This window comes from Pseudomonas sp. Marseille-QA0892, assembly GCF_054950135.1.
Genome location: NZ_CM143104.1, coordinates 4,000,530 through 4,013,228, shown reverse-complemented (window position 1 = coordinate 4,013,228; position 12,699 = coordinate 4,000,530). Strand labels below are relative to the sequence as shown.

Genomic DNA, 12,699 nt, shown 5'->3' with positions numbered 1-12,699 from the left:
ATTCTCCGCACCGTGTCGCCATTTCCGGACCGGAGGCGACACGGTTTGGATGCCGTGTTCAGCGCTTGCATACCCAGGGCCTGATACAGGTCCGGGCCAACCACGTCAGGCGGGGACGAACCTGCCTTGAGGGTGTATCGATTGTTGGCGATCTTCCCGCCGTGATTGGTGCGCAGCGCTTCACCAGTGGCATCGGAGCGGTACTGCACCAGCTGTTCGATCTTGGACGTAACGTTCTATTGATCGGGCGTGCCAGCCCCGCCATTTCGCTCTGGCCGGATTCTTCAAATCGTTCATCAGGTGTACCTCGTCTCGGGGAAGGCATCGACGTTGGGGCATCGGCGCTTCGTTGTGCGTACAAGGGGGCTGATACGAGGCGGCGTCGTTCCGCTTTGGAGGCCCGAAAGCCAAGCGGCCGACGAGGGGCGTTGCGGGCCGTCTTATGCCCAATTCGCGGGACCGGTGAACAACAAACACTAAGCGTAGGTCCCTAAAACCGTTAGAATGCGCGGCCCCTGTGGCCTACCGCCACGACCCTTTTACCGAGAGCTTCGATACCCTCGTGATCGCGTTTCATCACGTCCACAAGACCTACAGGGCCAATGGCCGGGAGATCCCCGCGCTCAAGGCCACTGACCTGACCATCAACGATGGCGAAATCTTCGGCCTGATTGGCCATTCCGGCGCTGGCAAGAGCACCTTGCTTCGCTTGATCAATCGTCTGGAAGACCCGTCCGGTGGTCGCATTGTCGTCGATGACGAAGACGTCACGGCGCTGTCTTCCACGGGCCTGCGCGCCTATCGCCGCCGCATCGGCATGATCTTCCAGCACTTCAACCTGCTGTCTTCCAAGACGGTCGCGGGCAACGTGGCGATGCCGCTTGAACTCGCGGGTGAGCACTCGCGCGCCGAAATCGCCGAGCGGGTGGCGCAGCTGCTGGCACGTGTCGGGCTGTCCGACCAGGCCATGAAGTACCCGGCGCAGCTGTCCGGTGGCCAGAAGCAGCGCGTCGGCATTGCCCGCGCGCTCGCGACCGGGCCGCGCATCCTGCTCTGTGACGAGGCGACCAGCGCACTGGACCCGCAAACGACATCGCAGGTGTTGCAGCTGCTGGCCGAAATCAATCGTGAGCTGAAACTGACCATTGTGCTCATCACCCACGAGATGGACGTGATCCGCCGTGTCTGCGACCGCGTTGCGGTGATGGACGCTGGCGAGATCGTCGAGCAGGGCACGGTGGCGGATGTGTTCCTGCATCCGCAGCATCCGACCACGCAGCGCTTCGTCATGGAGTCCGAACACATCGACGAGGATTCGCAACGCGACGACTTCGCCCATGTGGAAGGGAGGATCCTGCGCCTCACGTTCCGGGGTGAAGCCACCTATTCGCCATTGCTGGGTCGTGTCTCGCGAGAAAGCGGTATCGACTACAGCATCCTGGCCGGCCGGATCGACCGCATCAAGGACGACCCCTACGGCCAGTTGACCCTCGCCCTGACCGGCGACGACAACCAGATCGAGGCGGCCATGACGATGTTCCATGCGGCGGATGTGCATGTGGAGGTACTGCGCTGATGGACGAACTACTGACACGCTTCTTCCCGAACGTGTATTGGGACGAGATCTGGCAAGGCACGGCCGACACCCTCTGGATGATCGCCGGCTCCATGCCGTTTACGGTACTGATCGGCCTGCCGTTGGGCATCGTGCTGTTCCTGACGGGGCCACGCCAACTGCTGGCGCAGCCGGCGCTCTACGGCGTTCTGTCGTTTATCGTCAACGTGCTGCGCTCGATCCCGTTCGTGATCCTGCTCATTCTCATGATTCCGCTGACCGAAATGATCGTCGGCACGTCACTTGGCGTTGCCGGCGCGATCCCGCCACTGGTGGTGGGGGCGGCCCCGTTCTTCGCACGCCTGGTCGAAACGGCGTTGCGCGAGGTCGAGCGGGGCATCATCGAAGCCACGCAAGCCATGGGTGCGAGCCTCTGGCAAGTCATCTTCCGAGCACTGCTGCCCGAGGCCATGCCTGGCCTCGTTGCAGCGATCACGGTGACTGCGATTACGCTGGTCTCCTACACCGCGATGTCCGGCCTGATCGGCGGCGGTGGCCTCGGTGATCTCGCGGTGCGCTACGGTTATCAGCGTTACCAGCCCGATGTGATGTTCATCACCGTCGTGCTGCTGATTATCCTGGTGCAGGTGCTCCAGACTGTTGGCGACCGGCTGGTCGTGTTCTTCTCCCGCAAGTGACCCAAACAACTCTCCGAAAGGGACTGCTCTCATGAAAAAACTGTTCGCTGCCCTGGCTGCCGCTGCAGCCATCACCACCGCCCACGCTGCGGAGAAACTGGACGTTGCAGCTACGCCCGTACCGCATGCCGAGATCCTGGAATTCGTGAAGCCGATGCTGGCCAAGGAAGGCGTGGAACTCAACGTTCGCGTCTTCACCGACTACGTGCAGCCGAACCTGCAGGTGGCCCAGAAGAAGCTGGACGCCAACTTCTTCCAGCACCAGCCCTACCTCGACGAGTTCAACGCCTCGCGCAAGACTGAGCTGGTGAGCGTCGTGGGCGTCCACGTTGAGCCTTTCGGCGGCTACAGCAAGAAGGTCAAATCCATGGACGAGCTGCCAGAAGGCGCGCAGATCGCAATCCCCAACGACGCCACCAACGGTGGCCGCGCGCTGCTGCTGCTGGAAAAGGCTGGCGTAATCAAGCTCAAGCCGGACGCAGGTATCTCCGCCACGCCGCGTGACATCGCCGAGAACCCGAAGAAAGTCCGCATCCGCGAGCTTGAAGCCGCGACCCTGCCGCGTGTTCTGGGCCAGGTAGACCTCGCTCTGATCAACACCAACTACGCGCTGGAAGCCGGCCTGAACCCTGCTCAGGACGCGCTGGTCATCGAAGGCAGCGAGTCGCCTTATGTGAACTTCATCGTGGCCCGTCCCGATAACAAGGACAGCGACGCCATCCAGAAGCTGGCCAAAGTGCTGCACAGCGCCGAGGTGAAGCAGTTCATCGAAGAGAAGTACAAGGGCGCGGTCGTCCCGGCGTTCTAAGCCAGGCTATCACGCGAAAAAGCGGCCTTCGGGCCGCTTTTTTTGTCCGGAATTCTGCGTGGCGTCTCGATGCGCTGGGTGCGGAGCGTACGGTGTTTGGGCGTCAATAGTCGGGTGAAGTCCTAACCCACCCTACCTTCGTACGGCAACCGGGTAGGGTGGAATCCCGCAGGGCTTCCACCGTTCACCTCGCACGAATACCGCCGGTGGGTTACGGCGCGATGTGTTCGTGATGCCGTAAGGCAGTGTTTGCGCCTAACCCACCCTACCTTCGTAGGGCAACCGGGTAAGGTGGAATCCCGAAGGGCTTCCACCGTTTACCTCGCCAGGGTGGATCGTCGGTGGTTTACGGCGCGAGGTTTTTGTCATGCCGCAAACTGTGGTCAGGCTTGGCCCATCCTATCGCTTTGCCGCTCCGAATCGGGTTGGCTACCGGGTCGATGTGCGCGCGTATCAATCCTCCCCGGTCGCTTCTCGGTATGACGCCGCTTCGGCGAGTAGCCAATCCCTGAAAGCCTTGAGCGCGGCAGATTCGACCTTCCGCTCGGGCACCATCAGGTGATACGCCCGGTCGCTCGGTGTCGGGGCTTCCAGCGCGATGACGAGACTGCCCTCAGCCAGCTCACGCTGAATCAGAAACGGCGGAATCAGTGCGACCCCCATTTCATGGCAGGCCGCCTGGGCCAGCATGGAGAAGAGCTCCAGCCGCGGCCCGGTCATGTCGCGGGCCACGTCCAGTCCCTGCGAGGCGAACCACTGTCGCCAGGCGTAAGGCCGTGTTGTCTGTTGCAGGAGCGGCATCTGGGCGATGCGCGCCGCTGTCACGGGCTCAGCCCCCAGCAGGTCAGGGCTGCACACCGGCATGAGGTTTTCCTTCATGAGGAAATACGCCTGGGTGCCTGACCAGACGGCGTCTCCATGGTAGATCGCCGCGTCGAACTCGGTATCAGCAAAGAGAAATGGGCGTGTTCGGTCGGTCAGGTTCACCGTTACGCCCGGATGCGCCTGATGAAAGCTCTTTAGCCGAGGCAGCAACCACTGCGTGCCGAATGTTGGCACCAGCGCCAGCTCGATGGCCTGGGCGCCTTGCAGGCCCATGATCGAGAGCGTGTCGCGCTCCACGGCGTCCAGTTGGCTCGAGACGCGTCGCGCATAAGACATGCCCGCCTCGGTGAGCTTCACGCCGCGCCGAGACCGGCGGAACAGCTCTACACCTAGAAATTGCTCGAGCGCACCGATTTGCCGGCAAACCGCGCTCTGTGTCAGCGAGAGCTCTTCGGCTGCCCGTGTAAAGCTCTCGTGGCGAGCAGATGACTCGAATGCAACCAGCGCAGCCGTGCTGGGAATTTTGCGACGCATGATGCGAAATCCTCATCAGTCCACGTCATAAAGGCGGATATTGAGCTATCTGAAGTGAGCAAAGCGCACAATAGCGTGCATATTTATCGTTTGTCTGCCCGTTTCGGCTTGGCTAGCCTTGCTGAAAACCTTCTCTCTGAGGAACCGGACATGGCGGGCAAAGTTAGCTTTAACTGGATCGATCCCCTTCTTCTGGATGCTCAGTTGACCGAAGAAGAGCGCATGGTGCGCGACAGCGCGGCCAGCTTCGCCCAGGACAAGCTTGCGCCGCGTGTCCTCGAGGCGTTTCGTCACGAGCAGACTGACCCGGCGATCTTCCGCGAGATGGGCGAGACCGGGCTGCTGGGCGCGACGATCCCTGAAGCGTACGGTGGCAGCGGCCTCAACTACGTCTGCTATGGCCTGATTGCCCGTGAAGTCGAGCGCATCGACTCGGGCTATCGCTCGATGATGAGCGTGCAGTCCTCGTTGGTCATGGTGCCGATCAACGAATTCGGCTCGGAAGCGCAAAAGCAGAAGTACCTGCCCAAGCTTGCCTCGGGCGAATGGATTGGCTGCTTCGGCCTGACCGAGCCAAACCACGGGTCCGACCCGGGCTCAATGGCGAGCCGCGCAAAAAAGGTCGACGGCGGCTATCGTCTGACCGGCAGCAAGACCTGGATCACCAACTCGCCGATCGCCGATGTGTTCGTCGTCTGGGCCAAGGACGATGCCGGTGACATCCGTGGCTTCGTACTCGAGAAGGGCTGGCAGGGCCTCACCGCACCGGCGATACACGGCAAGGTGGGCCTGCGCGCCTCCATCACCGGTGAGATCGTGATGGACAACGTGTTCGTTCCGGACGAGAACATCTTCCCAGACGTTCGTGGCCTCAAGGGCCCATTCACCTGCCTTAACTCTGCTCGCTACGGCATCAGCTGGGGTGCACTCGGTGCAGCCGAATTCTGCTGGCATACGGCCCGTCAGTACACGATGGATCGTCAGCAATTCGGCCGCCCGCTGGCCGCGAACCAGCTGATCCAGAAGAAGCTGGCCGACATGCAGACGGAAATCACACTCGCCTTGCAGGGCTGCCTGCGCCTGGGCCGGATGAAGGATGAAGGCACCGCTGCGGTCGAGATCACCTCCATCATGAAGCGCAACAGCTGCGGCAAGGCGCTGGACGTTGCCCGCCTGGCGCGCGACATGCTTGGCGGTAACGGTATCAGTGACGAGTTCGGCATCGCGCGCCATCTGGTCAACCTGGAGGTCGTGAACACCTACGAGGGTACGCATGATGTGCATGCGCTCATCCTCGGTCGCGCCCAGACCGGTATCCAAGCCTTCTGCTGACCGTATCGCCAGCGGCACCTCCCGATGCTGCTGACGTAGCGCTCATTGTAGTCATTGGCGGCTGAGCTCTGCTGCTGACGCATTCCCGATGATCCCCCGCCGGATAGGTGGGATGCCTCACCCAACCTGGAGCGAAGAACATGGCAGGTGCGCTTTCCCACATCCGCGTCCTGGACTTGTCGCGTGTCCTGGCCGGCCCCTGGGCCGGCCAGATTCTAGGCGACCTCGGCGCCGACGTGGTCAAGGTCGAGCGCCCCGGAACGGGCGATGACACCCGTCACTGGGGCCCGCCGTATCTCAAGGATCGGGACGGCCAAAACACCAGCGAGGCGGCGTATTTCCTCTGTGCCAACCGCAACAAGCGTTCGGTGACCATTGACTTCACTCAGCCGGAAGGGCAGGCCATCGTGCGCGCCATGGCTGAGAAGTGCGATGTGCTGATCGAGAACTTCAAGGTGGGCGGGCTTGCCGCCTATGGCCTGGACTATGCCTCGCTCAAAGCGGTAAATCCCAGGCTTATCTATTGCTCGATCACGGGTTTCGGGCAAACCGGCCCTTATGCGACGCGGGCAGGCTACGACTACATCATCCAGGGCCTAGGCGGACTCATGAGCCTGACGGGCAGGGCCGAAGAGGAGTTAGGCGCTGGCCCGGTCAAGGTCGGCGTTGCGCTGACCGACATCCTCACTGGGCTTTACTCCAGCACGGCGATCCTTGCCGCGCTTAACCACCGAGATCGCACCGGCGACGGCCAGCACATCGATATGGCACTGCTGGATGTTCAGGTCGCGTGCCTGGCAAACCAGGCGCTCAACTACCTCACGACGGGCGTCGCGCCGCGACGCCTGGGTAACGCACACCCCAATATCGTTCCGTATCAAGATTTCCCCACCGCTGACGGCGACATGATCCTGACGGTCGGTAATGATGGCCAGTTCCGACGTTTCTGCGAGGTGGCTGGGCATCCGGAATGGGCTGCCGACGAACGCTTCGCCAGCAACAAGGCGCGTGTGGCCCATCGCGAAGTGCTGGTGCCGCTGATCCGGCAGGCGACCGTGTTTCGGAGTACCGCAGAGTGGGTGTCAGCACTGGAGGAAGCCGGCGTGCCCTGCGGACCGATCAATGACGTGGCGCAGGTCTTTCAGGATGCCCAGGTCCAGGCGAGAGGCTTGAAGATCGAACTGCCGCATTCGACCGGTGGTGTCGCGCCGGGCGTGGCCAGCCCGATCCGACTCTCCAAGACGCCAGTTGACTACCGCCAGGCGCCGCCACTGCTCGGTGAACATACCGCCGAGGTGTTGGCCGACTGGTTGGGGCTCGATGAGTCAGGGATCGCTGAGCTGAACACGCAGGGTGGCCTAACCAAGGGTGACGGATAACCTGTTATCGCGATGGCATTCGGTGATCAAAGCCGTAGAGGCGCGCTGCCGCCTGATCCGTAGGCGGCGAGTCGGGGATAAGTGCAGTCTTTCGCTGCTCGATCAGACGTTTCAATGACCAGGCGCGGATGTTGCCCGAACTTACCCGCGTAGACACCGGGAATTGGGACCGTCTAGTGCAGTTCTTCTTTGGTCACTGCATCCGGCTGTAAGTATGGAAGAATGCCTCGACGCAGGCGACCTACAACCCGCTCTTCGATGCCGAGGCGACGCAGGTAACGGTGCGCTAGCCAAACGAAATCGCGGCTCCGGCGGCGCCATAGGGAAGCGCGCCGCGTGTGCAGGCGGCTCACATCCGTTGCAGGAATGTTTCACGTGGAACACGGCGCAGCGTAGCAGGCTGCGCCGGAAGAAGAGCGGATGAGAGATGGCGAAGGCTAAATACGCGAGTTGGCGCAGGGCTTCGTTGCTTATAAGCCGTGCGCGTGGCCCTTCAGACGTCCAGCGTATCCACCGGCCCGAAGAACTCGTAGCGTGCTTGCGCGTCTGGCACGCCCAGTTCGCGAAGAGAGCGCTTCATGCAGGCCATGAAAGGCTTGGGGCCAAGAAAATAGGCGTCGACGTCGCGGTCTTCGGGTAGCCATTCCGCCAGCCGCTCCTTGTCGAGGAACCCTTCGGCATCGCACCGATCGCCCGCCTGCGGTGTGCTGTAGCACACGTGATAGCGGATATTCGCGGCTTCCGCACAGCGTTCCTTGACCCAGCTATCGAACGCATGGACGTCGGCGTTTCGCGCACAGTGGATGAAGTGGATCGGCCTTCCGGTGTCCTTTGCTGCTTCAAGCATCGTGACCGCCGGTGTGATGCCGACGCCAGCGGTGATCAATACCAACGGCTTGTCAGAGTTCTCGAGCGTGAAGTCGCCTGCCGGTGGGAAGAGATCGATGACGTCACCTTCATTGACCTTGTCATGTAGAAAGTTGGAGGCAATACCGTCGGGTTGGCGCTTGACGCTGATCCGGTACTCACGGCCATTGGCCAGGGCAGACAGCGAATAGTTACGACGAACCTCCTGGCCGTCGATCATCAGACGCAGGCCAATGTACTGCCCTGGTTTGAAGTCAGCGACCGGGCCCCCGTCGGCAGGCTGCAGATAGAAGGACGTAATCTCACCGCTCTCGCGCACCTTGCGAGCAACCCGGAACGCCCGCGCGCCACGCCAGCCGCCAGCTTCATCCTCGAAGGTGGAATAGGCTTTTTCCTCGATATCGATCAGTAGGTTGGCAAGCTGCCAATATGCAGCACCCCACGCATCGATGACGGCATCGGTCGCGATCTCCTCGCCGAGTACTTCGCGGATGGCAGCCAGCAGGTTCTCGCCCACGATGGGGTAGTGCTCCGGCAGGATGTTCAGCGATACGTGCTTGGCGACGATCTGGCCTACCAGGGGACCCAGGGCCTCCAGCTTGTCGATATTGCGGGCGTAAGCCAGTACAGCCAGTGCCAGCGCGCGTGGCTGATTGCCACCGGCCTGGTGCGTCTGGTTGAAGAGTGCCTTGACCTCGGGATGCCGGGCGAACATCCGCTGGTACATGTGAGCGGTCAAGGTCTCGCCACCTGTTTCGAGCAGCGGAATGGTGGCTTTGATGATGTCGCGCTGGGCAGAAGTAAGCATGTGAGGTGCTCCCATGGAAGATAAAGGGATCAATCCATATTCCATGCCAACAATAGGGCCTTTACGAATCAGGGGTTTGCAGCGTATAGAGTCATTTCGACTCGGCGACTGACGAGTCAGATTGACCAAGCATGAGGTCAGAATGACACATAGCCCATTGTTCAAGGCACTGCTGCCACTGGTTGCGGACCTGTCTCGCGAGATGCCGGAACAGGAGCGCTATGCACGGCTCTTGGCTGCGCTGCGCGCATGGCTGCCTAGCGACGCCGTAGCCCTGCTGCGTCTGGAAGGCAACGTACTCGTACCCATGGCCGTGGAAGGGCTAAGCCCGGACACGCTGGGCCGGCGGTTTCGTATCGGCGAGCACCCGCGGCTGGAACGGCTGCTGGCGCGCCGTGGCGTTACACGATTCGAAGCCGATTGCGATTTGCCAGATCCGTATGACGGCCTGATCCAGGCGCCAGAGGGGCCGTTGGAGGTCCATGACTGCATGGGTTGCCCGCTGTATATCGACGACCAACTCTGGGGATTGTTGACCCTTGATGCCCTCGACCCAGCGCGCTTTGATACGGTCGATGTGGAGTTATTGGAGGCGTTCGCAACGCTTGCAGCGGCAACTGTTCGAGCGGCCGAGCGTATTGACAGCCTGACCCGCCGCGTCGAGGACGAGCGCCAGTTGGCTGACGTGTATCGGCAGGCGGCGGGGCACCAGGCGCCGCGGGAACTGATTGGGCACAGCACGACCATGAACGCCCTGCGTGAAGAGATCGCGCTGGTCGCAGGGAGCGATCTCGCGGTATTGATCACAGGTGAGACAGGCGTCGGAAAGGAGCTCGTCGCGCAGGCGATCCATGCGGCTTCGCCCCGTGCGCGCAAACCTCTGATCAGCGTGAATTGTGCGGCATTGCCTGACACGTTGGTTGAGAGCGAGCTGTTCGGCCATGTTCGCGGCGCTTTTTCTGGCGCGCATCAGGCGCGGGCCGGCAAATTCGAACTGGCCGACGGCGGCACGCTGTTTCTCGATGAGGTGGGGGAATTACCGCTACCGGTCCAGGCCACGCTGTTGCGTGTTCTGCAGAACGGACAGCTTCAACGCGTGGGCTCGGATCGGGAACACCGGGTCGATGTCCGCATCCTGGCGGCGACCAACCGCGATCTTGCCGAGGAAGTTCGCGCTGGGCGCTTCCGTGCCGATCTCTACCACCGGTTGAGTGTGTACCCGCTCCGCGTGCCCGCGCTGCGCGAGCGGGCACGGGATGTCCTCCTGCTGGCGGGCTATTTCCTGGAGGAAAACAGGGTGCGGCTCGGCCTTCGTGGATTGCGCCTGACTGCGGGTGCTCAGTCCGCATTGCTCAGCCATGACTGGCCGGGCAACGTGCGCGAGCTGGAGCATCTGATGGCGCGTGCTGCGCTCAAGACATTGTCCGCCCACGGTAACGCGCGTTCACAGCTCTTCGCGGTGGCTGAGACGGATCTGCAATTGCCGCTGAGTACAAAACCCGAGGCGGCAGTTACGCCGTTACCCGCGATACCGGACGCGGCCGTTGATCTGCGGAGCGCAGTGGATGCCTACCAGCGCCAGCTTATCGAAACAGCCTTGGCGAGCCATTCTGATAACTGGAGCGAGGCCGCCCGTGCACTGGGGATGGATCGCGCCAACCTGAGCCGCCTGGCGAAGCGGCTCGGTGTGCGCGGATAGGTAGGAAGGAGAGCAAATATCAGGCGGTAAGCGTGCTGAGCGTGCCGTAGCCACGTCAGCACGCGGTCGATCAGGCCATTCCAGGCCCGCAGTCGCGCTCGTCTTCCTCCGGTGCGTCCGGCAGTGAAAGGTCATAGAGCGGATCGAACTGATCGTATGCACTGGCCGCTACGCGTTCCAGATGACGTCCGCCCGGGATGACATGTGGATGCGGATGCAGCTCGGAAGGCAGGGCGGAAACAGCCTCCAGCACTTCGCTGCCTGGGACGGTTTCGGATTCCAGTAACCGCTCGGTCACTTTATCGAGCGCCGGCTTGAGGCGTTGCAGCAGGGCGTAGCACTCTTGGTTGAGATTCTGCAGCAGGGTGTCGGCCGCCTCGAGCGCTTCGCGCGGGTCGCTCTCAAGATGCGCATCGCGGATGGCCTGCAGGCTCAGCAGCGAGCCCTTGGGCCCCATGCCAAGCTGCCCAACCATGGACAGCGCCAGCTTGCTCGCTTCCTGAAGGTCCTGGCCGGCCCCTGAAGACACCTCATGGAAATACAGCTGTTCAGCGTTGCGACCGGCCAGCAGCATCTTGATGCGCGCGCGCAGCTCGGATTCAAGGTGCAGACGCTTGTCTTCCACCGGCGTGACGAGCGTAACACCCAGCGCCTGGCCGCGAGGCAGGATGGTGACCTTTTCGACACGGCCAGTGTTGAGCGCGGCGGCAACAATTGCGTGGCCGGCTTCGTGCACGGCAATACGCACACGGTCGTTCGGCGACAGCGCGGTGACGCCGACCGGTGATTCACCGATACGGCAGGTTTCGATCGCGTCCACGAAGTGCTGCATGAGGACGGTCGACGCCTTCTCACGTGCGGCCAGCAGTGCGGCATGGTTAACGATGTAGGCAATTGCGGCAGGCGTCAGGCCGACGCAGTTGCGTGCCAGCTGTGGAATGTCGATTTCGCCGACCGATTTGAGCTTGCCGGCATAGAGCGTGAAGAGCTGTTCACGTTCGGACAGCGTGGGCAGGCCGACCGAGATGCTGCGGTCGAAGCGGCCCTCGCGGACCAGTGCCGGGTCCAGTGCATTGGGGAAGTTGGTCGCCCCGAGCACGAGGATCCCGGTATCCGCGGTGAAGCCGTCGAGTTCGGTGAGGAACTGGTTGACGATGCGGTTGCCTTCGGCGTCGCTGGAACGGTTCTGTTCGCCACGGCGACCGATGCCGTCGATCTCGTCGATGAAGATGATGCAAGGCGCCTGACGACGCGCGTTGCGAAAGAGCGATTTCACCTTCTGGATGCCGACGCCGAAATACATCGACGAAAAGTCGCTACCTGTCACCTGGATGAAGTTCGCGTTGCACTCGGTGGCCAAGGCCTTGGCCAGCTGGGTCTTGCCCGTACCGGGTTCGCCCGTGAGCAACACGCCTTTCGGCGGCCGCGCACCCAGCGCCGAATAGGCGCTCGGGTCACGCAGGTACGCCGCGACGTCCTGCAGCGCCAGCTTGGCTTCGCTGGCACCGACTACGTCTTCGAAGGAGACACCGGTCTCGCTGGCACGCCCACTGTCCAGCGGGCGGTAGCGGTAGAAGAGGTAGGCGATACCGCCAAGCAGGATCAACAGCAGTGGCCATTGGGCGAAGGCGCCCCGGTACCATGGTGCTTCGCCGTCGGTATCGAAGAGAGTCACGGGAAACAGCGCGTCTTGTGACTGGCCATAGTCGCGCAGAAGCATGTCGCCGACGCGCCCAGCCTGGTCGGCCAGCCAGTAACGGCTGCCGTCCCTGGTCGTGACGTAGACGGCGTCGGTGCTCAGTGCGGCGCTTTCGATGCGCTGGTCACGCAGGTCGCCCATGAGCGTGGACAGGTCGCGGCGGTTTTCGCGCCACGGCTGTGTCGAATGCTGGAGTTCGGCAAGCATGCCGGCATCGGCCGGGGCCGACGCTGGATTCATCACATACCAGCCGGCCACGGGTGCGGCGAGCGCCAGTAGAAGCGAGAGGCCACAGACCAGGCGGCGGGTGCGGTCGAGAGAAGGTTTTTTCATGACGGTTCCGGCGAAGACTTCTGGCACCCCGCGGCAGCAGGGCAGCAAGGCGGTGTCGTTTCGGCGCACGGTGGCGAAGGTGGGCCGATACGTGATTGCCTACGTCCAACGTATCGGCCCAGCCCGCCATTGTTAAAACATCCCGGGATGAACGGAAACGCC

At 62.3% G+C, this 12,699-nt stretch carries 9 protein-coding genes; 6 read left to right on the top strand and 3 right to left on the bottom strand.

What is annotated here, in order from left to right:
• The first annotated feature begins 562 nt into the window (after nt 1–562).
• The 3 genes from ACY8D3_RS18585 to ACY8D3_RS18575 are packed head-to-tail and all read left to right on the top strand — an operon-like array spanning nt 563 to nt 3,061.
• Nucleotides 563–1,576 carry a methionine ABC transporter ATP-binding protein gene (locus ACY8D3_RS18585; protein ID WP_462384448.1) on the top strand — a complete coding sequence of 338 codons (1,014 nt, stop codon included), beginning with the start codon at nt 563–565 and terminating at the stop codon, nt 1,574–1,576.
• A complete protein-coding gene (locus ACY8D3_RS18580) occupies nt 1,576–2,253 on the top strand; it encodes a methionine ABC transporter permease (protein ID WP_462380299.1) in 678 nt (225 codons plus the stop codon). Before ACY8D3_RS18585 ends, ACY8D3_RS18580 begins: the two co-directional genes overlap by 1 nt.
• A 31-nt stretch (nt 2,254–2,284) precedes the next feature.
• Entirely contained in the window at nt 2,285–3,061 is a 777-nt protein-coding gene (locus ACY8D3_RS18575) for a MetQ/NlpA family ABC transporter substrate-binding protein (protein WP_462380298.1), read from the top strand.
• A 453-nt stretch (nt 3,062–3,514) separates the two neighbouring features.
• Here the strand turns inward: ACY8D3_RS18575 and ACY8D3_RS18570 are convergent, their stop codons facing one another.
• Nucleotides 3,515–4,420, bottom strand: a complete 906-nt coding sequence (locus tag ACY8D3_RS18570; RefSeq protein WP_462380297.1) for a LysR substrate-binding domain-containing protein — start codon at nt 4,418–4,420, stop codon at nt 3,515–3,517.
• 150 nt (nt 4,421–4,570) lie between these two features.
• On the opposite strand from ACY8D3_RS18570, the gene ACY8D3_RS18565 reads away from it, so the two are divergent.
• Together ACY8D3_RS18565 and ACY8D3_RS18560 are read left to right on the top strand one after the other, a co-directional pair.
• Nucleotides 4,571–5,752, top strand: a complete 1,182-nt coding sequence (locus ACY8D3_RS18565; protein WP_462380296.1) for an acyl-CoA dehydrogenase — start codon at nt 4,571–4,573, stop codon at nt 5,750–5,752.
• A gap of 140 nt (nt 5,753–5,892) precedes the next feature.
• Nucleotides 5,893–7,131 carry a CaiB/BaiF CoA transferase family protein gene (locus ACY8D3_RS18560; RefSeq protein WP_462380295.1) on the top strand — a complete coding sequence of 413 codons (1,239 nt, stop codon included), beginning with the start codon at nt 5,893–5,895 and terminating at the stop codon, nt 7,129–7,131.
• Nucleotides 7,132–7,624: 493 nt separating this feature from the next.
• Here ACY8D3_RS18560 and hmpA read toward each other — a convergent pair whose 3' ends face one another.
• Nucleotides 7,625–8,806 (bottom strand): NO-inducible flavohemoprotein, encoded by a 1,182-nt coding sequence (gene hmpA / locus ACY8D3_RS18555; RefSeq protein WP_462380294.1) that lies wholly within the window; start codon nt 8,804–8,806, stop codon nt 7,625–7,627.
• A gap of 142 nt (nt 8,807–8,948) precedes the next feature.
• On the opposite strand from hmpA, the gene norR reads away from it, so the two are divergent.
• Nucleotides 8,949–10,505: a nitric oxide reductase transcriptional regulator NorR gene (gene norR, locus ACY8D3_RS18550; RefSeq protein WP_462380293.1), complete on the top strand. Its 1,557-nt coding sequence runs from the start codon at nt 8,949–8,951 to the stop codon at nt 10,503–10,505.
• 70 nt (nt 10,506–10,575) lie between these two features.
• Here the strand turns inward: norR and ACY8D3_RS18545 are convergent, their stop codons facing one another.
• Nucleotides 10,576–12,537, bottom strand: a complete 1,962-nt coding sequence (locus tag ACY8D3_RS18545) for an AAA family ATPase (protein ID WP_462380292.1) — start codon at nt 12,535–12,537, stop codon at nt 10,576–10,578.
• Nucleotides 12,538–12,699 lie beyond the last annotated feature (162 nt).